Here is a 22,545-nt window from a genome sequence, read left to right on the forward strand (position 1 = left end):
CGTTTTCTTCGCCTGCATACTCCCATGTCACTCCACCCCGAGGCGGTTGCGTCACGGTAGAGTAAGGCCCATGTATCGCGTCTTTGAAACCCTTGATGAAATGGTCCAAACCGTAGAGCAGGCCTATGGCGTGCCTATGACCCCCAATTGCATGGTGCCGCGCAATGACATGCTCATGTTGCTTGATGAGCTACGCAATGCCCTGCCGGTAGAAATTGACGATGCGCAGGACGTATTGGATAAGCGCGACGAGATTGTGCATGAGGCCACTACCAAGGCCGATGCCATCGTCGGCGAGGCGCAGGCCGATGCCAACGAGATTATGGATACCGCTAACCGCGATTCCGAGGCCATGGTCAATAACGCCCAAGATCGGGCCCACCGTCTCGTAGCCGAGGCAGAGGATGAGGCCCGACGGGTAACCGATGATGCTCACCGCGAGGCGGAGGATCGTATCGATCGCGCTGAGGCGGAGGCAGAGCGTCTCGTGGCCCAGGGCAATGACTCCTATGATCGCTCCGTGTCCGAGGGCTTGGCGGAGCAGCAGCGTTTGGTCTCCGAGTCCGAGGTGGTGCGTCGCGCCAACGAGGAGGCGCACCGCGTAGTGGATGCCGCCCATGCCGATTCCAATCGACTGCGCGCCGAGTGCGATGACTATGTGGATGCCAAGCTGGCCGAGTTCGAGGACAGTCTCAACGCCACCCTGCGTGTGGTCTCCCGCGACCGCACCGCTTTGCGACGCGGCGCCGGCGCCGTAGGAAGCGGCCGTTCGAGTGATAACCAGCGCTACGACTACGGCGAGGAGCTCTAGCCCGCCGCCGCTGTTGACTCCCGCGCTTTCGCCCGCGCGGGGCAAGCAACGTAGTCTAGAGTGCATGACATCACCACTGACATTCGATGTAGCACATCTGCTTTCGCCCTCGGCGAATACGGACTATCAATCCACCACCGGCCCCGCGCCTGAGCGCATCGGGCTGGAATTGATTGCTATTGACCAGGGCTCGGAGCTGGCCGTCGACGCCACCCTGGCCCCGCTTGGTGATGCCATCATGGTTGATGCCACCGTGCACGCCACCTTGAGCGGGCAGTGTGCCCGGTGCCTCGAGCCGCTGAGCGTGGAGCAGGACTTCCGTATTTCGCGGGTCTATTCCGAATCCGCCGACTTTATTGATGATGACGCCGCCGGTGACGAAGATGCCGCCGATGCGTTGGAGGATTCTCTCGGCCACATTGATTCCGGCCGCATCGACTTATTGGATGCCCTGACCACCACGGTGGGTCTCGAGTTACCCTTTAGCCCCACCTGCGAGGACTACGGCGACGAGTGCGATTATGATCTCGTGCCTGCCCCCGATGGGGTATCGGGCGAAGAAGAGGAAGACCGCATTGATCCGCGGTGGGCAGGATTGGAGAAGTTTCAGTGAGTCGTCGTAAACAGCGTATTCCCCGCGAAAAGGCATGGGAGCAGCGTTTTCACGAGGTCGATCATGCCCCGCTGCTGCAGGCGCTCGGTGTGGAGCTCTCCGATGACAGCCTGAAGCTCGCCCTGACGCACCGATCCTTTGCCAATGAGCACGAGCATTTGCCCAATAATGAGCGGCTCGAGTTTCTTGGCGACGCCGTCCTCGGGCTGTCCGTGGCCACTCGGCTCTATCACAACTATCCGAACAGCCCCGAGTCCGATATCTCGAAGATGCGGGCCTCTATTGTCTCCCGCTATGGCTTGGCGGATATCGCCCGTGAGATCAATCTCGGTCCCCATATTCTATTGGGCAAGGGCGAGCTGATGACCGATGGCGCGAATAAGGATTCCATCCTAGCCGACACCACCGAGGCGCTGCTGGGTGCCATTTATATCGAGCATGGTTTCGCCGTGGCCGAGCAGGTGGTGCTCACCCTCTTCGGGCACAAGATTGAAACCGCCCGCAGCACGGGGCTGCACGTGGACTATAAGACGGCGCTACAAGAACGCGCCGCCGAGAATAAGCGGGAAGCGCCGATCTATCACTGCACCGCTGTGGGGCCTGATCACCAGCGCCACTTCACCGCCTATGCCGTGATCGAGGGCCGCCTCGTGGGGAGGGGAGAGGGCCCCAATAAGAAATCGGCCGAGCAGCAGGCCGCCCGCGAAGCGGTGCCCGCTCTCGAGCACGACTGGGATACCCTGCCGCTTTTCGACGCCGCCAGCGTGGACTAGTACCCCCATGCCGGAACTCCCCGAGGTAGAGGTGGTGCGCAGCGGCCTGGCTCCAAGGTTGGAACAGCGCCGCATCGCATCGGCCCGCATCCTGCATCCGCGGGCTATCCGCCACAATGAGGACTCGCCGGAGGCGTTCGCCGCCCAGCTGTGTGGTCGCCAGATTGAGGCGGTCTCCCGGCGGGGAAAGTTTATGTGGCTGCGTCTCGATGGTGAGGAAGCAGTAGTGGTGCATCTCGGTATGTCGGGGCAGATGCTGCTCAGCACGGATCCCCATGCCCACGACTCCCATCCGCACCTACGGGCTGCCCTGCAGCTGGAGAACGGGCCTGCCGTGTGGTTTGTGGATCAGCGCACCTTTGGCTACTGGCGCCTAGATGAGCTGGTGTCTCTGGGCGAGCAGGAGCAGCGCATACCGGCGTCGATAAGCCATATCGCACGCGATCTGCTCGATCCCGAAGTATCAATGCCGCAGGTGGCGGCGGGGCTGAAGCAGCGGGCGCGCCCGATTAAGGCTCTGCTTTTGGAACAAACCATCGTTTCCGGCGTCGGCAATATTTATGCTGATGAGATGCTGTGGGCAGCAGGAATTGCACCGACGCGCTCTGCCCAGCGCATCAGCCTACAGCGGCTGCGGGCGCTGCTGGAGTCCGGGCAGCAGGTGATGCGGCGGGCCCTTGCTCAAGGCGGCACCAGTTTCGATGATCTCTATGTGAACGTCAATGGTGCGTCCGGCTATTTCGCGCGATCGCTCAACGCCTATGGGCAGGAAGGGCTCCCCTGTGCGCGCTGTGGCACTGAGATAAGAAGAATCACAGTGGTGGGGCGCTCCACCTATTTTTGTGGCCGCTGCCAGCACTAACCGCTTGCGTGACTAGCATTACGGTAGGAAGAATTCGTGTCCGGCGGTATATTTTTCCTCATGGAATCTTTAACCGCTGCGATTGACTCATTTAATGAGTACTTCTGGTACCTCGTCATCGCCCTTCTGGTCATTGCGGGCCTGTACTTCGGTGTGCGCACCGTGCTCGTCCAGCTCCGGTTCGTACCGGAGATGTTCAAGTCCATCACGGAAAAGCCCTCCGATATCTCGGAAGGCAAGCAGGGCGTCTCCGCCTTTAAGGCCTTCACCATCTCCGCGGCCTCGCGCGTGGGCACCGGCAACGTTGTCGGTGTGGCCATCGCTATCGCCACTGGTGGTCCAGGTGCGGTGTTCTGGATGTGGCTGTTTGCGCTACTCGGCGGCGCCACCGCCTTCGTGGAGTCCACCTTGGCGCAGGTATATAAGGTGCGCGATGAGGATTCCTACCGCGGCGGACCCGCCTACTACATCACCAAGGCCTTCAACGCACGCTGGCTGGCGCTAATCTATGTCATCGCCATCGTCACCACCTATGGTTTCGTGTTCAATGCGGTGCAGTCCAACTCCATCGCCGCGGCCGTCACCCTGTCCTTCGATATGGACACCATGACCGCCAAGATGATCATCGGCGCCCTCATGGCGGCGGCGACCTACGTGGTGATTTTCGGCGGCATCCGCCGCATCGGTGGCTTCACCCAAGTGGTTGTCCCGGTGATCGCCGTGGCCTATATCCTCATGGGCTTCATTGTGGTGGCGCTGAACATCACCGAGGTGCCCCGTATGCTGGAAAATATCGTGCTCAACGCCTTCGGTATCCGCGAGTTCGCCGGAGCCACCCTCGGCGCAGTGATCATGAGGGGTGTGCAGCGTGGCCTGTTCTCCAACGAAGCCGGTATGGGCTCGGTGCCCAATGCCGCTGCGACCGCGAGTGTCTCTCACCCCGCCAAGCAGGGCCTGATCCAGACCCTGGGCGTGTACTTCGACACCCTCGTGGTGTGTACCATCACCGCCTTCATCATCCTGCTCTCCCGCGGCGACTACGCGGCCAGCGATGGCGGTATCGAGCTCACCCAAACCGCACTGGCATCCACCGTGGGCACCTGGGGCATCCACTTCCTCACCGTCGTGATCATCTTCCTGGCCTTCTCCTCGGTGATCGGTAACTACTACTATGGCCAATCCAATATCGAATTCCTCACCAAGTCCCCGAAGGCCCTCACCATCTACCGCGTTGTAGTGGGACTGTGCGTCTTCGGTGGCGCGCTGGGCACCGTGCCGCTGGTGTGGTCGCTGGCCGATGTGTTCTCCGGTTTGATGGCCACGATCAACCTGGTGGTCATCATCCCGCTCGGCGGCGTGGCTGTGGCCGTGCTCAAGAACTTCTCCGAGCAGCGGGCCAAGGGCCAGAACCCCGTCTTCCACCGCGATGATGTGCCCGGCCTGCGCGGCTGGGACGGCATGGAATGCTGGGACGGCTCCGATCCGCTGACCTGGCGCGAAGAAAAAGCAAAGGATTTCTAATCGATGTGCCCGTCGAGGGATGACTCCTTAGCAGCAGCGAGCGGCAGGGAGCCGGACGCCTCCCACGCCGCGGATGCCGCTGTCACGCGGGTTACGGCGTGGGTGCACGGCCACGTCCAAGGCGTAGGTTTTCGCTGGTGGACCCTGCAAAACGCGAAAGAGCTCGGGCTCGCTGGGTATGCGAAAAATTTAGTGGACGGCCGGGTCTGCGTGGTTGCCGAAGGCACGGAGACGGCCGTGGCGGAGCTGGTGCAGCGGCTGAGCGAGCAGCCCAGCAGCCATCACCGGCCCGGCTCAGTGGAGACGGTGATCCCGCACTACACCGACCCGCGCGGGGCGAGCGGTTTTCACACCCGCTAAAATCTGTGCGGTGATCATCGCACGCTGGCCCATGCGCGTGCTGCCTATCGGGGCAGTTCGTGGATGGGCAGCCCAGCGCCTCTGCCTAGCGAGGGGCGCGAACTGGGGCCATGCCGGGAGGAATTCAAGGTGTATTTGAAGTCGCTGACTATGAAGGGCTTTAAGTCCTTCGCCAGCGCCACCACCATGAAGTTCGAGCCCGGCATTTGTGCTGTCGTGGGGCCCAATGGGTCCGGCAAATCCAATGTGGTGGATGCGCTGGCCTGGGTGATGGGGGAGCAGGGCGCGAAAAGCCTGCGCGGCGGCAAGATGGACGATGTCATTTTCGCCGGCGCCGGCGGGCGCAAGCCCCTCGGGCGCGCCGAGGTGACGCTGACGATTGATAACTCCGATGGCGCCCTCGACATCGACTACTCCGAGGTCTCTATCACCCGCCGGATGTTCCGCGATGGCGCTTCCGAATACGAGATCAACGGCTCGCGCGCCCGGCTGATGGATATTCAAGAGCTGCTCAGTGATTCCGGCATCGGTAAAGAGATGCACATTATCGTCGGCCAGGGAAAGCTGGCCGAGATCCTCGAATCCCGCCCGGAGGAGCGCCGCTCCTATATCGAAGAGGCCGCTGGGGTGCTCAAGCATCGCCGCCGCAAGGAAAAGGCGCAGCGCAAGCTGGTAGGTATGCAATCGAACCTCGATCGCCTGCGCGACCTCACCGAGGAGCTGGGCAAGCAGCTCAGCCCGTTGGCGCGTCAGGCCGAGGCGGCGCAGAAGGCTGCCACGGTGCAGGCGACGGTACGGCACAACCGGCTGCAGTTGGCCGGCGATACCATCACCCGCTTGGACGCCGCCTGCGCCGATGCGGAAGTACACCACCGCCGCGCTATTGATAGCCACGCCCAAGCGCGTGCAGATCTGGAGCAGGTGCAGGCCGCCGCCGCTGAATGGGACGCCGCGGTGGACGAGGTGACCCCGCAGCTCGAGCAGGCCCAGAACCTATGGTTCGAGCTGTCCTCCCTCGCCGAGCGGGTGGACGCCACCTTACGCATCGCCAGGGAGCGCACCAGCCGCGCCGCCGAGGAGGCCTATCAGGGCCCGGATGCCGCGCAGATACGCGAGAAAGCCGAGCTGGCCGAGGAAGAAGCCTATGAGCTCTCCGAAGACAAAGAAATGGCGGCCGCCCAACTTGAGGAGATTTCCGGCGAGCTGGCCACGGCACGGGAGAACTACGAGCGCGCCGAACGCGAACACCGCACCCGCATCGCCGCCATCGCCGATCATCAGGCTGGGGTAGCGCGTCTGGTCGAGCGCGTCGATAGTGCGCACAAAGCCATCGCCGCCGCCGAGCGGCGCGTGGAGGAACGCGAACAGCAGGTACGCCAGGCCGCCAGCTCCCTCGACGAACTGAACAAGGAGCTCGCGCAGGCGAAGAAGGCACTGCAGCACACCACGCTGCAACGCGCCCCTCTGGTGGAGGACTCCCGCCAGGCGCAGGCCGAGGCCCGCGCCGCCGAGCAGCGACTCGAGGAGGTCAGCGCCGAGCACCGCGAACTCGACGTGGCCATCTCCCGGCTGGAATCGAAGGTGGAGGTCTTAAGCCAGCAGCGTCCCCGCGCCGCCCTGTCCGCGGATGTCGCCGCAGACTATAGCCAGCTTGCCGAACACGTGCGGGTCGATACCGCCCTCGCCCCGGCATTGGCGGCGGCACTGGGCTGCCACGCCGAGGCGCTCGTGGGCGAGCTGCCCGATGCCCAGCTCCGGGCCCGGCTCGCCGCCGAGAACACCACCGCCACGGCGTTTATCGCCAGCGGCGAGGCCGATCCCTGGCGTCTTGACACCGATATCGGCGCGTATCGCTGGCTCTTGGATGAGGTGGAACTATCCACCGCGGTGTCCTCGGCACTGACGCGGATGCTGGTGGATGTGGTGATCGTGCCCGATATCGCCGCTGGCCGGGAGCTGGTGGAAGCCGATCCGCGGCTCCGCGCCGTTACCCCTGCTGGGGCGGTGCTGGGGCATGGCTGGCTCATCACCGATAGCGGCAGCGGCGATGCAGAGGCTGTGGGCTCCACCAGCGTGGAGATCGCCCAGCAGATCAGCGATACTGAGGCCACCTTGGCCACTCTGCTGCGCCGCCGCGAGGATATGGCCGGCACCCTCAGCGGCACCAAGAAGGCCGCTGAGGATGCCCGCGTGAACGTGGCCGCCACCACCGCCGCGCTGCGCGAGTTCGACGCGGTGGATAAAACCAAGGCCGCCGAGGTCGATCGGCTGATCAAGGCCACCGATAATCAGGAGCGGGAACACACCAGCCTCTATGAGCGGCTCGATAGGGCTAGCAGGGAGCTCGAGCAGGCGCGCGAGGATTATCGCACCGTCTCCGAGCTGTTGGCCTCGGCCGAGGATGAGGACAGCCCCACCGAGGTCTCCAGCGCCGAGAAAGACAACCTGGCCGCGCATGTGGAGCAGCTGCGTTCCATGGACACCGAGGCACGGCTGCGGCTGGGCCAGCTCGAGCAGCGCGAAAACGCAGCCCTCGGCCGAGCCGCGGCACTGAAGTCGCAGGCGATGCAGGCCGAGCAGCAGCGCGCCCGGCACGAGGCACGGGTGGAAAAGCGCAAGCAGGAGACGCGCCTGGCCGCCGTGGTGGCGGAGCTAAGTGAGCGGATGCGCGGCAGGGTGGCGGCGGCACGGGAAGCCGTGTCCACTCAGCGCCACGAGCTGGAGCAGCGCAAGGCCTCCGTGGTCAGCAGCGCCCGCCGGGCGCGCGAGGAGCTATCTGCGGCCACCCAGAAAACCTCCCGCCTTGGCGATGCCCGCCACGAGGCGGAGATGGCGCTGTCCACCGCTCGGGTGCGGCTGGAGGAAAGCGTCGTCAAGCTCAGCGAGCAGACTGGGGTGGATGCTGCGACGCTGCGCAGCGAGCACGCCCCCGGCCCGGGCTTTGATCGTGCCGCCACCACCCGTGAGTTGAAGCAGGCAGAAAAGCAGCTGGCCGCCCTGGGCAAGGTCAACCCCTTGGCCCTCGAGGAGTACAAGGCGCTGGAGGAACGCTATGACTATCTCAGCTCCCAGCTGGCCGATGTGGAGCAGGCCCGGGCGGATCTGGAGGATGTGATCGAGTCGGTGGACGATCAGATCCTCACCCTCTTCACCGAGGCGTGGCGGGATGTGGAGCAGGAATTCCCCACGGTCTTTGCCACGCTCTTTCCTGGGGGCGAAGGGCGGCTGCTGCTCACCGACCCTTCCGACATGCTCGGCACCGGCATCGACGTGGAAGCCCGCCCGCCGGGCAAGCGCGTGAAACGACTCTCGCTGCTCTCCGGTGGCGAAAAATCGCTGACCGCGGTGGCGCTGCTCGTCGCGATCTTCAAAGCCCGACCCTCGCCGTTTTATGTCATGGACGAGGTCGAGGCGGCGCTTGACGACGTCAACCTGCGGCGCCTCATCGCGCTGTTCGAGGATCTCCGCGAAACCTCGCAGCTGATCGTGATCACCCACCAAAAACCCACCATGGACATCGCCAACGTGCTCTACGGAGTGACCATGCGCGGCGATGGCGTCACCCAGGTGCTCTCGCAGCGCATGAGCCCGCACAGCGAGCCCCGCAGTGTCGATCCGGCCGTGGGCGAGCCCGCAACCTAGCGCCTCGGGGCGTGCCCGCACCGGCAATCGGGAGTCGTGGTGAACTGGCGCGGCACGTGGACTACGCTAAGACTCTTAGCGCAGGCATGCCACGCGCTGCGTCGAGTACCGCACAGTATGTGATCAAGCAGTAGAAGGGGACCACACCAACTTATGAGCACCGGCGCCGGTAGCAGAACCAACACAGCCGCCGATTCCTCCTCCACGGAATTTCTACTCGGGTGGGCCTTCCGCACCGAGCTGGAACTCAAGCAGGAGTTCGAACACACCCCCACCTTTCCCCTCCGGGAACTGAGCTCGGATGCACTCGAGCGCATCGAGCGCTTCTATGGGGCGTTTCTATCGCGGCAGCTCGCCGACGGCGCCCAGCTGGAGGAGCTCATGGTCTCCTCGCCGAACCTCGCGCTGGCCACCCTGCTCAACCGGGCCTCCACGATGATTGACGCCGAGAGCTTCTTCATCGAATACCTCTCCGGCATGGCGCTGCCCACCACCGAGGACATGGTGGCCGCCGCCGATAGTGCGGCGCGCCGGGTAATCGCAGCCACCGAGACCACCGTACCCGAGGGCATGGCGGAGACTCCGGTGCTGGTGCTTGCCGCCCACATCGGCGTGACTGCCGCCGAGATCCCCGGACTGCTCGAGCTGCTCGACGCCCAGAACGGCGAGGTAGACGTGGCCTTCTTGGCGGAGACGGAGGAGCTTCCCGTCACGGCTGCGGTAGCCCAAGCCGCCCCCGAGCTGCTTGCGGAGGTGCTGCAGTCGGTGGAGACCTTCCGTCAGTTCGCCGCCTCCCAGGGGGCGACATGGCGGGTGCGTCGTGACGAGTGGCCGAGCCCGGCCATGGTGCAGCCAGTGGCGGAGCATGTGATCGCCGAGCTGCGCGAGCGGCCCGTGGGCACCGAGGACCGTCAGCACGCCGTGGGCGTGGGCACTCGCGAGTTGCGCCCCCGCATCATGTGGAACGCCGCCCGCCGGAAGGTGTGCTTGCGCCTGCCGGAGCAAAAGGTGGTGAACCAGCCGAATGAGGAGATTCAATGGCGGGTGTCTATCGACGGAACCACCACCGTTTATCGCACCGGACGCCCCTGGGGCGAGCAGCGCCCCTACTCTGAGGCGCTCGATATCGCGGTGGAGCACCAGACCCGCGAGATCGCCATCCACGATGTCACCACCGAGTTGAACTGGGTGGTGCCGGTGATCGACTCAGAGGATCCCACCCTGATCTTCACCCCCAAGGGCGCGAATGTCACCGACAAGGCCTCCTTGCACTATCCCGAGCTGTGCGTCGTGTGCCCGAATGACGCCCAAGTGGTGGACGTGGTCACCGGCCGCGACCTGCCGATCATCGACACGGTGGCTGTTGAGGGCTGGGATAAGTGGCAGTGCGTGCGCGTGGATACCTCCGATGCGGCGAGCCTGAAGATCGACCGCGATGGCGCCGGCGAGCAGAATGTGCGCTGCGTGGACGCCCGCCAGCGCGTGATCTTCCGCGATCCCTCCCCGGCCGCCGCCTGCGTGCGCACCACCAGCGGCCTGCCGGTGCACTCCGAATCGTTGCTTGCTGAGTTCCCGCCCACGGTGTCGGGACAGGCAGAAACGTGGTATCTGACCATCTCGGCCTTCGCCGGCATCGGCGAGGAAGGCATGGAGGTGGCCCCAGCCGAGCCGCTGGAGGTGCCCGCAGAGGGCGGCGTCTTCGATATCTTTGATCCTTCCGCGTGGGAGTCGCCGTGGGTGGGGGAGTACCTCATCCGTTTGCGCGGTCCCCGCAATGAGTCCTTCCGTCACGAGTGCGCCCTGGTGGAGGGACTGCACACCCAGAGCGAGGTAGCTGGTGGGTCCCTGACTTTCCGTATCCCCGCCCAAGGAGGGTTGTCTCCGGCGACGCTGCGCATTAGCCACGGCGAGAAACCTTTTGATGTGGTGCCCTCCCGCGTGGAGGTGGCCGCTGATGCCGCGGGTGTGGATTTCGCTATCACCACTGAGGAAGGCGATCAGCTGCCGCTGCGCTATACCCCGCCGCGGCTACTTTTCGAGCTGCCGCTGCAGACCCAACCGGCTTCGTGGCGCACCACCCGCGCCCGCGTCCAACCCGCCGAGTTCGATCCGCAGGGCATGGTGCGCCTGCGCGTGCCCGCCGGCGGCGGCGTGAGCCAGCCGAGTATTTCCGTGCGGAATAACCACGGCACCCCCTTGCGCACCGCGAAGATGACGCGCCTCGATGACTACACCTTCGCCGCGGATATGTCGCGGCTTGTGGGCTCGATGAACGCCATGCCCGCCGGCCGCATGGATCTGGAGTGGGTAGACAAGGCCGTGAATCGGAAGGTCTCCGTCGGCCTCGCCGATATCAACCCTGCTCCCTTGACCTCCGGGGTGGAGCTTGTCGACGACACCCTGCACTGCAGCGATCTGCCGAGCGATCACCGCGTGGGCGCCTGGATCTGGCCGTTGACGGCCCCCTGGGCGCTGGCGAACACGATCGACGAGATCAGCGCCCAGACCCCGCTGCCGGAGGCCTATCGGGGCGCTGGCGATCTGGCCATTCAGCTCTTTTCCTCTGATCCCTATAGCGTGCAGCGTCCCGCGCGCACTCCCGCAGAAACGGCATCGACCATCGCCCAAGAGGGCTACTATCGCAGTGGCTCGGCGGGCTTTACCGAGTTCTCCGCGTTTCTCGCCGGCGAGTCCGACTCCGCTCCCGACGATCCCGCGATTATGCCGATGCTCTGGGACTTCCTCGCCTCCGAGGATAGGGCCGATACCCCGATGCGGCGTGCCATCACCGCGGTGGTGCGTACCCACCCGCAGCAGGCCCTGTCAGGGCTGGCCTCCTCGCTGGTGCCCAGCGAGTTGCAGCCGGGCTGCGTAGTCTCCTCCGGGCTGGTGGCCACCCCGATGTCCGGCACCCACGAGGGAGCCGAGGCCACCGTGGACGCCACGGAGATTCACCGCAATGCCTGGATCGGTGTGCTCAGCACCCTGGCTGGGCTGCCGGAGCTGGCCGCAGCCCTCGAGGAAGAGTCCATAAGCCCCGAGACTCGCCAGCGGCTGCGGGCCGTGATGAAGCAGCTGGAGGACGCCGCTGGCAAGCGCTTGGTGGAGACGCTGAGCACCGGCCGCGACGCCACCTTGGACACCGCCTGCATTGACCGTTCGACGGTGCAGATCGCGCACATGGATCCGGCGCAGCAGGAGATGCTGCTGGAGATGTTCTTCTCCCAGGCGGAGATCGTGCCGGGGCCGATGATGGCGGATTCCACGCGATTGATGGCGGTATTTGAAACCTTCAAGCACCGCGAGCAGCTCTCTGAGATCTTGGTGCGGCACAAGCTGATCAAGCCGGCCTTGACGCTGATGCGCGGGATCAAGGGCGCGCAGCGCCGGCTCTATAACTCGGCACGTATCCGCTTCGACAAGTTGGATGGCGTGGATACCGATAACCCGCAGGATCTGTGGGCGCTAGCGCCGGTGGTGTCCATGATTTTCGCTCTCGCGGCGCGTATGCATGCCCACGACATGCTGGGCAAGTCCAAGCTATTGGATGAGGTGGGCCCGGGCTGGGCCGAGATGGCCACCGTGGTGCCGGATCTGGTGACCGGCGACGTGGTCTCGAGCGAGGCGATGGTGCTGGCGGAAAAGTATCCATCGCTAGCGAGCTAGAGATACTAACGTGGACGGGGATATCCCAATGAAGACCCACTAGTGAGGATTGACGCTATGAATACCACTTATATTATTGCGGCGGTTGTTGTCATTCTGCTGCTGCTGATCGCGGTCATTGTGATCGGCTTGAAGCGCAAGCAGGCCAAGACTGTCTCCTTCGAGAAAGAGGAGGAGACCAAGGAGCTCACCCGCGAGGAGAAATCCGGTAACTATCAGGCGCAGGGCGGCTTTAACTTCGCCCCCGCCGCCGGTAGCGGTTCTACCCCGAAGAAGAAGGAGCCCGAGCTTCTCGACGGCCAGCGCCTCGACAGCCCACAACCCTCCACGACCCCGCAGGACACCCCGCAGCCCGAGCCCACCGCAGTGGAGAAGCCGGCACCGGAGCCTGTAGCGGAGCCTAGCGAGCCCACCGCAGCGGAGGAGCAGATCAGCTCCGTCGAGGAGGGCGAGGTTGATCGGGTAGAGCAGGACGCCGTGGCGCAGCCGCCGCGTCCCACCGAGTCCGAGGCCGAGACCCCGGCCGAGTCCGAGCCCACCGCCGCTGCGGAGCAGATCAGTTCCGTCGAGGACGCCGAGATCGATCGGGTGGAGGCCGAAAAGGCCACCGAGCAGCCTGCGCCAGCCCCGGTCGAGGACGCCCCGACCGAGGTGGAGGATCAGGCCCGCAGCGTCAGTGACGGGCCGGCGCCGCTGACCCAGTCCGCGTCGTCCGAGAGCTATGAGCAGCCGGTCGTTTCCGAGGGCGAGACTGCTGCCGAGGACGATACTGAGCAGCAAGAGGGCGTCGATAAGCCTGCTGCTGCGGCGGCGGAGGAGGAGTCCGATACCGCCGTGGTGGAGCCCGAGCCGGCCGAGGTCGAGCGCGAGGACATCGCACCCGCCGAGGGGCGTTTAGGCAAGCTCCGTGGACGCTTGTCGCGTTCGCAGAATGTGATCGGCCAGTCTGTGCTGGGTATTCTCTCCGCCGGCGATCTGGATGAGGATGCCTGGGAGGAGATCGAGGACACGCTGATTATGGCTGATCTCGGTTCCACGGCGACGATGAAGATCGTGGATGATCTGCGTGAGAAGATCGCCGCCCGCGGTGTGTCCAGCGAGCAGGAGGCACGGGCCATGCTGCGCGAGACCCTCATTGAGGCCTGCCAGCCGGAGCTCGATCGCTCCATTCGCGCCATCCCCAATGAGGGCAAGCCGGCCGTGGTGCTGGTGGTGGGTGTTAATGGCACCGGTAAAACCACCACCACCGGCAAGCTGGCGCGCGTGCTGGTGTCTATGGGCCACGACGTGGTGCTGGGCGCCGCCGATACCTTCCGTGCGGCCGCCGCCGACCAGCTGGATACATGGGGTACTCGGGTGGGTGCGACCACCGTGCGCGGCAAGGAAGGCGCCGATCCGGCATCGGTGGCCTTCGACGCCGTAGCACAGGGCATCGAGCAGCACGCCGATGTGGTGCTCATCGATACCGCCGGGCGTTTGCACACCTCGCAGGGCCTGATGGATCAGCTGGGCAAGGTCAAGCGCGTCGTAGAGAAGAAGGCCGAGGTGGACGAGGTGCTGCTGGTGCTGGATGCCACCGTGGGCCAGAACGGGCTGATTCAGGCGCGCACCTTCCGCGATGTTGTGGACATCTCCGGTGTGGTGCTCACCAAGCTCGACGGCACCGCCAAGGGCGGTATCGTGTTCCAAGTTCAGGAAGAGCTGGGTGTGCCCGTGAAGCTCGTCGGCTTGGGCGAGGGAGCAGACGATCTTGCGCCCTTCGAGCCGGAAAGTTTCGTCGACGCACTCTTGGGCTAGAGCTACCCCCGTGACCGCATGATTACCGCCTCCTATCTGTGCAGATAGGGGCGGTTTTCTTATGAGGGGGTGCCGCTTTCTATAGGCCAATAGAATTTATTTTTCTATTGGTCTATAGTTATTTTTTGTTGGTGATAGATACCCGACGATAACGAGACACAGCAGCAAGAAAGGAAGAAAACATGGAGGGAAACGCAAGCTGGATGCTCATGTCCGCTTCCTTGGTGTTGCTTATGACTCCCGCACTCAGCATGTTCTACGGCGGAATGTCCCGCCAGAAGTCCGTACTGAACACGATGATGATGTCCTTTGGGGCGATGGGGGTCGTCATCCCCATCTTCATTCTTTATGGATGGTCCATGTCCTATGGCGGCAAGGACCTCGCCGGCATTGTGGCCGATCCCTTCACGGACTTCGGCCTGCGCAATGTGATGACCGATGGCGCCGGCGACTACGTGATGAGTGAAGCCGGGTACCCGGCGATTATCGACGTCGCCTTCCAGGTGACCTTCGCCGTGATCTCCGTGGCCCTTATCAGTGGTGCCATCGCGGAGCGCGTGAAGTTCTCTTCCTGGCTGGTCTTTGCCGGCCTGTGGGTCACCTTTGCCTATTTCCCGCTGGCGCACATGGTGTGGGGCGGCGGATTGCTCTCCGAATCCTCCCACTCCATTGCTGGATGGTTGTTCGGCTCCGAGGGCGAGGACGCCCTCATTGGACCGGTGGACTTCGCCGGCGGCACCGTGGTGCACATTGCCGCGGGCACCGCGGCGCTGGTGCTGGCCGTGGTGAGTGGACGCCGTCGGGGCTTCCCGCGCCACGTGCACCGCCCGCACAACCTGCCCATGGTGATGATCGGCTCCGGTCTGCTTTGGTTCGGCTGGTGCGGCTTCAACGCCGGTTCCGCCTTCGCCGCCGATGGCCTAGCGGGTCTGGCATGGATGAATACCGCCGCCGCAGCCGCCGCCGGAATTATCGGCTGGCTGGTAGTGGAGCGCTTCCGCGATCACCACATGACCTCCCTCGGTGCGGCCTCGGGCGTGGTGGCAGGCCTGGTGGCGATCACCCCGGCCGCCGGTGCTCTCGACCCAGTGGGCTCCCTCGTTCTCGGCGCCGTTGGCGGTGGACTCGCAGCGTGGGCAGTGAGCTGGAAATACCGCTTCGGCCTCGATGACACCCTCGATGTGGTGGGTGTGCACCTGGTTGCTGGCCTGTGGGGCACCATCGGCCTGGCGCTGCTGGATACCACCATCGGCATCTTCTACGGCGGCGGTAGCGATGGCTTCGCACTGCTGGTGGTGCAGTTCGCGGTGGCACTCGCGGCCATGGTTGTCTCCGCCGCGGTCACCGTGGTCATGGCCCTGATTATCCGCAGCACCATGGGCTGGCGCATCGAAGAAACCGATGAGGAAAGCGGAATCGACTACCGCATCCACGGCGAGACCGCCTACGAGACCTCCTCGATGCGCTTCTAGCGCAGTCCCGGTGGGTGGCACCGGAGTTCATCGCGAGTCCGGTGCCGCCGACGCAGACCATGAGAAATAACTACACTTCGTAGGTACAACCTATTCACGCGGCGCTGGCGCCGCGTGCACGGCGAAGGCGCGGAGCGCATCGATCTCATACGAGTCCTATCGATCGCAGCTCGGCGCAGACACCGATACCGCTATCTCCAAGGAGTGACTGTCCCATGAAGCTTGTTACCGCCATCGTTAAGCCTTTTACTCTCAACGACATTAAAGAAGCCCTCTCCCAGATCGGCGTGCTGGGCATGACCGTGACCGAAACCCAGGGCTACGGCCAGCAAAAGGGCCACTCTGAGGTCTACCGTGGCGCCGAATATGCCATCGACTTCGTGCCGAAGATCAAAATCGAGACCATCGTGGACGATTCCCAGCTCGATGAGGTTCTCGATACCATCGCCGGGGCCGCCCGCACTGGCAAGATCGGCGACGGCAAAATCTGGGTGAGTCCGATCGACCAGCTCGTGCGCGTGCGTACCGGCGAGCGCGGCTCCGACGCCCTGTAAATTTACGCCGCTATTTTCTCTAGCCTCCGGGCCCACATGTGTTGGGTACCGGGGGCTGTTTTTATGCTGATGACTATGAAGCTCTCCCATACCGCCGCTGTGTTCCGCAGCGACACCCTCGATTTCGTGCACCAGACGGTAGCCACGGTGCAGGTGCCCCCAGGATGTGCTCTCGCGGCCACCGGTTCTTTCGCGCGCGGAGAAATGACGCCGCATTCCGATCTCGATCTGGTGCTGCTCATTCCCGATGATTTCGACGGCGATCTTTCCGAGGTGTGGTATCCCATTTGGAATTCGCGCATCGCCCTTGACCACAGCGTGCGCACCACCGCCGACTGCCTCTCGGTGCTGGCCACCGAACCCAGCGCCAGCCTCGCCTTGCTGGATCTATGCCATGTCAGCGGCGATGAGGAGCTCAGCGCCTTCACCATCCGCGCGGTGCGGCACCGTTGGCGGCAAGTGCTGCCGCGCAAATTCGACCACATCGCCGATGAGGCCATTAAGCGCTGGCGGCGCTCGGGCTCGTGCGTGTCCATGACTCGGCCGGATCTGAAAAACGGGCACGGCGGGCTGCGCGATATTGAGTTGCTGCGCGCGCTCGCCCTCGGCAATCTCGTGGACGCCCCCGATCTTTCCCGCGAGCGCCGTTTGCTTATCGACGCCCGCACGCTGCTGCACACCGCCGCCCGTCGGCATCGCGATGTCCTCGACCCCGAGTTCGCCGTGGACGTGGCCGATAAGCTCGGCTTTACCGATCGTTATGAGCTGTCCAGCGCCATCGCCGAGGCCGCCCACAACGTGGATGTGGCCCTGACGCGGGCCCTCGATAGCGCCCGCGATGTGATCACCCGCGTCCCGCTGACCCGCAGCCGCCGCCAGCCGGTGGACTTAGATGTTTTTGCCCAAGGCGATCACGTGTCCTTGGCGCGCGATACTAACTTCGAGGATCCGGGCCTGCCGCTGCGCGTTGCTGCTGCAGCCGCCCGCCACGGGCTGCGGGTGTCCACGGCCGTGTGGTCCTCGCTGCGCACTTGCCCGCCGCTGCCGGAGCCGTGGCCAAAGCCCTCAGTCGAGGACTTTTTTACCGTCCTCTCCAGTCCCGAGCACACCCTCGAGGTGGTGCGGTCGATGGACCGCTTTGGATTATTCAGCCCGCTCGTGCCGGAGTGGGAGAGAGTGCGGGGGCTCATGCCCAAAGAACCCACGCATATTCACACCATCGACCGCCACTCCATAGCCGTGGTGGAAAACTGCGCCAGCGAAACCATCGCGGCGGCACGCCCAGACCTGCTGCTTCTGGCCGCGCTCTTCCACGACATGGGCAAGCGCTGCGGCCGGCCGCACGCCATCGTGGGCGCGGAGATGGTGGTGGCACAAGCCCAGCGCATGGGTTTCGCCGCGGCCGATGTGGAGGTGCTGCGCACCTTGGTACTCGAGCACACCACCCTCGCGGAATTGGCCACCACCACGGATGTGAGTAGCGAGGATAGCGTCGATAAGCTGCTCGATGCGGTGCACTACGATCAGCTCATCCTCAACCTTTTGGCGCTGTTGACCAAGGCAGATGCGCGCGGCACTGGGCCGGGGGTATATAGCTCCACGCTGGCCTATGGCATGGACATTCTCGTGCGCAATGCCGAGCGGATGCTCACCTGTGTTGTGCCGCAGCCGCCGCAGATTGAGCAGGTAGAGACCATCGAGGTAGTGCGCCGAGGCGCGCACTACCGGATCCTGGCGCGTATTCCGAACCGCGCCCAGCTGATGACGCTGTTGGCCACCGTTCATGCCAGCGGCCTGCGGCTGCGCAAAGCCGGCGTCAATGGCGACTGCGTGGCCCTCAAGGCGCGACCGCGTTTCGGCGCGGAACTCGACATTCAGCATTTTGTGCAGTCCTATAAGTCGGGAGTACACACCACCCCGCCGCAGGTGCACACCTCCATGGTGGCCACCTATTGGTATGGCCGCACCGTGGAGGTGCGCGCGCCCGATGTGCACGGCATTCTCGGGACGCTATTGAGCGTGCTGCCCGAGGTGGAGTGGCTGAGCCTGCGCCGGCCCGGTGCTACCTGCATTGCCCAGTTTTGTCTCGCCGGCGAGTATGACTCCGCGCAGATCGAACGTGACGTGACGCGCTGCCTGCTCAACGGCTAGCATAAAGCCGGTATAGGTAATGTATAGCGAGACAAGACGTACATCTAGGGGAGAAACTTTTCGTGTTTGAATCACTATCAGACCGGCTCACAGGGGCGCTTAAGGATCTACGCGGCAAAGGCAAGCTCACTGAAGCTGATATTAATGCCACCGCCCGCGAGATCCGGCTGGCGCTGCTCGAGGCGGACGTCTCGCTGAGTGTGGTACGCGGCTTTATCAAGCGCATCAAGTCCCGGGCAACCGGCGCGGAGGTTTCTAAGGCGCTCAACCCAGCGCAGCAAGTGATCAAGATCGTCAACGAGGAACTCGTTGACATTCTCGGTGGGGAGACTCGCCGGCTGAACTTGGCCAAGAACCCGCCCACGGTGATCATGCTCGCCGGTCTGCAGGGTGCTGGTAAAACCACCCTGGCCGGTAAGCTGGCCAAGCACCTCGCCGGACAGGGGCACACCCCCATGCTGGTGGCCTGCGATCTGCAGCGCCCCGGCGCCGTGCAGCAGCTGCAAATCGTTGGTGAGCGCGCCGGTGTGCCCACCTTCGCCCCCGATCCCGGCACCGCCCTCGGCAGCGAGCACGAGATGGGCACCTCCCATGGCGACCCCGTGGAGGTAGCCCGCCAAGGTATCGCTGAGGCCAAGCGAGCTCAGCACGACATCGTGATCGTGGATACCGCTGGTCGTCTCGGTATCGACGAGACGCTGATGACGCAGGCCCGCAATATTCGCGATGCCGTGAACCCAGACGAAGTGCTCTTCGTCATCGACGCCATGATTGGTCAGGATGCGGTGCATACCGCCGAGGCCTTCCGCGATGGCGTGGACTTCACCGGCGTGGTGCTGACCAAGCTGGACGGCGATGCCCGCGGTGGTGCGGCGCTGTCGATCCGTGAGGTCACCGGCAAGCCGATTATGTTCGCCTCCTCCGGCGAGAAGCTCGAAGATTTCGATGTCTTCCACCCGGAGCGCATGGCCAGCCGCATCCTCGGCATGGGCGATATGCTCTCCTTGATCGAGCAGGCCGAGCAGAAGCTGGACCAGGAAGAGGCGATGAAAACCGCCTCCAAGCTGGGCACCGGAGAGCTCACCCTAGAGGACTTCCTCGATCAGATGCTCAGGATCCGCCGCATGGGGCCGATCGGCAACATCCTCAAGATGCTGCCCGGTGGTTCCCAGATGTCGCAGATGGCCGACATGGTGGATGAGAAGCAGCTTGACCGAATCCAGGCCATCATCCGCGGCATGACCCCCGCCGAGCGCGAGGACCCAAAGATCCTCAACGCCTCCCGCCGCAAGCGCATCGCCACGGGCTCCGGTGTGGCCGTTTCGGAAGTGAACCAGCTGGTGGAGCGCTTCTTTGAGGCGAAGAAGATGATGAGCAAGATGGCCGGCCAATTCGGCATGCCGGGCATGGGCGGCGGCCGCTCGGCCACGAAGAAGAAGCCGAAGGGGCGCAAGAATAAGAAGGGCAAGCGCACCAACAAGGGCAAAAACCGCGGGCCGAAGCGGGGCGCAATGCCCGGAATGGGTGGCGGCATGCCCTCCCCAGAGGAATTGGAGAAGCTACAGCAGCAGATGGGCGGCATGGGCGGCGGCTTCCCCGGTATGCCGAAGATGCCGAAGGGCATGGAAGATATCGACCTGAGCAAGCTGGACTTCGGTAAAGGCAAGTAGTTAGCTCGGCTGCCGCGCCGCTGCGGCCCGATAACTCACAGGCGGCCTGGACTTCCCTTGAGGAGGAGTGCAGGCCGCCTGATGCTGTCTGTGTGCCCGTCGCGCCCAGGGCGAGGGCGCCTAGCGCATGTTCACCGGATCGTTTTCATCGAAGAAGGTGGTGGTGGGGGCGGCGTCCGGATCGCCGAGCTTGTCGGGGTCGATATCGGCAAACATCTTTTTCAGCTCGGCCCGCAGCTTCTCTTTCAGGGTGTAGGCATAGGCCTCCGAGATGTGGTTGCGGTCGCGGTAGACGTAGACATTGCCGATCACCGGCGGGCAGAAGTCCTCCTCGCAGAACCAATCAGCGGTATCCACCGAGCGCATATTGTCGAAGCCGTCCAGGATCTCCTTGGCGGGATCTTCGTCCGCGTAGACGAGGTCTCGGTCCACGCCGCACTCTTCAGCGCTATTGCCCTGGGCCATGCACTGGGTGCGGTTGAAGGGCGAACCGTCTTCATTCCAGCCCCAGGGATTATCGCGCAGGCCCAAGAAGGGGATACCGGCCTCGTCCAGCAGCTCCCACACCCGCTCATAATCAAAGGGCACATGGTCGGGGCCCTCGCCGCTCAAGAACTGCGGGCGGGTGGAGGTGGAGAGCACCAGATCCGGCTGGGCTGCCAGCAGCAGATCCAAGGACTTGTGGTTATAGCGGGCGCACGTATCCTCCGGGCCGTATTCGCCCTCGTATTGTAAAAAGAGCGGGCAGCCCTGGCGCAGCTGCGGGATGATCCGCCACCCCTCTTCCTTGGCAATGTCGATGAGTGCCGATGAGTATTGCTCGGCGTGGCTGCCGCCCACCAAGTAGATGGTTTTGCTGAAGTTATCCAATTCGCCATAGGCACAGGGCCCATCCTCCCCATCGGGATTGGAGGCGGTGGTGGGGAAGTAGGCCGGGGGCTGGGAAGAAAAGGCCATGCAGCGATCCCAGCCGATCTGTGGGTAGAGATCACCAATCAGCTCCGGATCCGGCTGTGGGTCCACATCCTGCGGCACAGTCGCCCCGCTGAGTGCCAGCGCCCCGGGATAGAGCTGCGGGTCCAGGGTCTCCTCCTCGGCCTTACTGAGCTGCTGGTTATAGGCCGGTGCCATGGACAGCAGGAGGATGAACACGGTGGCCACGCTGGCGCCGCCCAGCCCCCGCAGTCGCGCCGCAGAATTATTCTGCATCGCTTGGAAGGCGCTCCACGCCACATACTCATCATTCATCGGACGGGAGCGGTGCTGGCGCAACGGCTTTTCCACGAGGGTGTAGGTGAGATGGGCCAGCACCACGGAGATGGCGATGACTGCCACGCCCAGCACGATGCTGGGCTCGGTGAGGTCGAAGTAGATCACCGAGAGGATCAACAGCGGCCAGTGCCAGAGATAAAGGGAATAGGCGATATCGCCGAGCCAGCGCATGCTGCGGCGGCTGAGCAGAGTCGATACCGGGCCGGAGCCAAGGATAATGAACACCGCACCGCCGAGAGGGTAGAGCGTCCATGGGCCGGGGAAGACCTGCGCGCCGTCAAAAAGCAGGCCGGTGCTGAGCACCATGAGCAAGCCCAGTACCGCTAGGGCGGAGCGCAGCTTCTCATTCAGCTGAATCCTGTGCCCATAGATAGCCAGGACGGCGCCGAGGGTGAGCTCCCAGGCGCGGGAGAAGGTGGAGTAGTAGTTAAGCCCCTGATCCTGGTTGTGCAGAATGCACGCATAAATAAAGGAGGTCAGGGTGATGAGAATGAGGATGGGTCCCGCCACCGTGGATACCCGGGTGCGGCGCAAGCGCAGCAGGCGCAGGAGCGCCAGCAGGCCCAGCGAGAGCAGGATGGCGGCCACATAGAATTGGCCCTGCACGGACATGGACCACAAATGTTGCAGCGGGCTGACGCTATCCGAGGCCACGTTATAGTCGGCGTCTTGGCTGGCCAGCTCCCAGTTTTGGTAGTACAGCAGGCTGGCGAGCAGTTGCTTGACCAGCGTGCCCTCCTTCAGCGAGGGCACCATCCACCACACTAGGGCCGCCACCGAGAAGAGCACCACCACCAGTGCCGGCACCAATCTGCGGATGGTGCGCCAGAGTGGCCACCATGGATTGAGGGAGGCTCGCATCCGCTCGGCGTAGCGCAGCTGCGAGCCGAGAAAGAAGTAGCCGGATAGCAGCAGGAAGACGTCGACGCCGCCGGAGACACGGCCGACGAACACGTGGAAGATCACCACAAAGGCGATGGCGACACCGCGCAAACCGTCGAGGTCGTAGCGATATGACACCGATTTCAGCGCATTGCTTTCAGACACTGGGTGAACTCGACTCCTTAGATGCTCGTCTTTTCCGCCCAGCTTAAGCAGACCGAAAAAATATACAGTGACAAGGTCTAAGCCTGTGGCAGGGGCTGATATCGACTGTTTAGCCTACCGACCGCGGGCGCGTTTGACGAAAAGACACGAGCGCTGTGGAGCCGCGGGTGGAGAGGAGAGGTGCTTGGGAGCGGGTTGTGTCTGTCTAGGGGCTCAGGTAGTATTCTTCGAGTTGTCTGCGGTAACTGCCAGTCCCCGAGTACGTCTCGCCTGGCGACCCCACGGTGTCACCCGCAGGTAAATCCAAGGGTTGAACCGGCGCCCACTACATGTG

General features: G+C 63.9%; 14 protein-coding genes. 13 read left to right on the forward strand and 1 reads right to left on the reverse strand.

Annotated elements, in window-relative coordinates:
• Positions 1 to 70 precede the first annotated feature (70 nt).
• The 13 genes from GBB18_RS00930 to ffh all read left to right on the forward strand — a co-directional run bounded on the left by GBB18_RS00930 (position 71) and on the right by ffh (position 19,892).
• Positions 71 to 811, forward strand: coding sequence for a DivIVA domain-containing protein (locus tag GBB18_RS00930; protein ID WP_151528499.1), 741 nt, complete (start codon positions 71 to 73; stop codon positions 809 to 811).
• A 64-nt stretch (positions 812 to 875) separates the two neighbouring features.
• Positions 876 to 1,424, forward strand: coding sequence for a DUF177 domain-containing protein (locus tag GBB18_RS00935; protein ID WP_151548821.1), 549 nt, complete (start codon positions 876 to 878; stop codon positions 1,422 to 1,424).
• Positions 1,421 to 2,197 (forward strand): ribonuclease III, encoded by a 777-nt coding sequence (gene rnc / locus GBB18_RS00940; protein ID WP_151640446.1) that lies wholly within the window; start codon positions 1,421 to 1,423, stop codon positions 2,195 to 2,197. Before GBB18_RS00935 ends, rnc begins: the two co-directional genes overlap by 4 nt.
• 7 nt (positions 2,198 to 2,204) lie before the next feature.
• Complete coding sequence (gene mutM / locus GBB18_RS00945; RefSeq protein WP_151640447.1) at positions 2,205 to 3,059, forward strand: bifunctional DNA-formamidopyrimidine glycosylase/DNA-(apurinic or apyrimidinic site) lyase; 855 nt, start codon at positions 2,205 to 2,207, stop codon at positions 3,057 to 3,059.
• Between the two features lie 60 nt (positions 3,060 to 3,119).
• Entirely contained in the window at positions 3,120 to 4,580 is a 1,461-nt protein-coding gene (locus GBB18_RS00950) for a sodium:alanine symporter family protein (RefSeq protein ID WP_151640448.1), read from the forward strand.
• Positions 4,581 to 4,583: 3 nt separating this feature from the next.
• On the forward strand, positions 4,584 to 4,940 hold the full coding sequence (locus tag GBB18_RS00955) for an acylphosphatase (protein ID WP_151640449.1): 357 nt from the start codon (positions 4,584 to 4,586) through the stop codon (positions 4,938 to 4,940).
• A gap of 129 nt (positions 4,941 to 5,069) precedes the next feature.
• A complete protein-coding gene (gene smc / locus GBB18_RS00960; RefSeq protein ID WP_192795862.1) occupies positions 5,070 to 8,582 on the forward strand; it encodes a chromosome segregation protein SMC in 3,513 nt (1,170 codons plus the stop codon).
• A 153-nt stretch (positions 8,583 to 8,735) separates the two neighbouring features.
• On the forward strand, positions 8,736 to 12,248 hold the full coding sequence (locus GBB18_RS00965; RefSeq protein WP_151548815.1) for a hypothetical protein: 3,513 nt from the start codon (positions 8,736 to 8,738) through the stop codon (positions 12,246 to 12,248).
• Between the two features lie 57 nt (positions 12,249 to 12,305).
• Entirely contained in the window at positions 12,306 to 14,045 is a 1,740-nt protein-coding gene (gene ftsY, locus GBB18_RS00970; RefSeq protein WP_151640451.1) for a signal recognition particle-docking protein FtsY, read from the forward strand.
• 182 nt (positions 14,046 to 14,227) lie between these two features.
• On the forward strand, positions 14,228 to 15,517 hold the full coding sequence (locus GBB18_RS00975; RefSeq protein ID WP_151640452.1) for an ammonium transporter: 1,290 nt from the start codon (positions 14,228 to 14,230) through the stop codon (positions 15,515 to 15,517).
• Positions 15,518 to 15,732: 215 nt separating this feature from the next.
• The gene (locus GBB18_RS00980; RefSeq protein WP_151548812.1) at positions 15,733 to 16,071 is read left to right on the forward strand and encodes a P-II family nitrogen regulator; all 339 of its coding nucleotides are present in this window, start codon (positions 15,733 to 15,735) and stop codon (positions 16,069 to 16,071) included.
• 75 nt (positions 16,072 to 16,146) lie between these two features.
• A complete protein-coding gene (locus GBB18_RS00985) occupies positions 16,147 to 18,222 on the forward strand; it encodes a [protein-PII] uridylyltransferase (protein ID WP_151640453.1) in 2,076 nt (691 codons plus the stop codon).
• 62 nt (positions 18,223 to 18,284) lie between these two features.
• Positions 18,285 to 19,892 carry a signal recognition particle protein gene (gene ffh, locus GBB18_RS00990; protein WP_151640454.1) on the forward strand — a complete coding sequence of 536 codons (1,608 nt, stop codon included), beginning with the start codon at positions 18,285 to 18,287 and terminating at the stop codon, positions 19,890 to 19,892.
• A 120-nt stretch (positions 19,893 to 20,012) separates the two neighbouring features.
• Here the strand turns inward: ffh and GBB18_RS00995 are convergent, their stop codons facing one another.
• Positions 20,013 to 22,211: an acyltransferase family protein gene (locus GBB18_RS00995; RefSeq protein ID WP_151640455.1), complete on the reverse strand. Its 2,199-nt coding sequence runs from the start codon at positions 22,209 to 22,211 to the stop codon at positions 20,013 to 20,015.
• Between the last annotated feature and the right edge of the window lie 334 nt (positions 22,212 to 22,545).

It is taken from the genome of Corynebacterium sp. 11A (assembly GCF_008930935.1).
Classification (GTDB): Bacteria; Actinomycetota; Actinomycetes; order Mycobacteriales; family Mycobacteriaceae; genus Corynebacterium; species Corynebacterium megadyptis.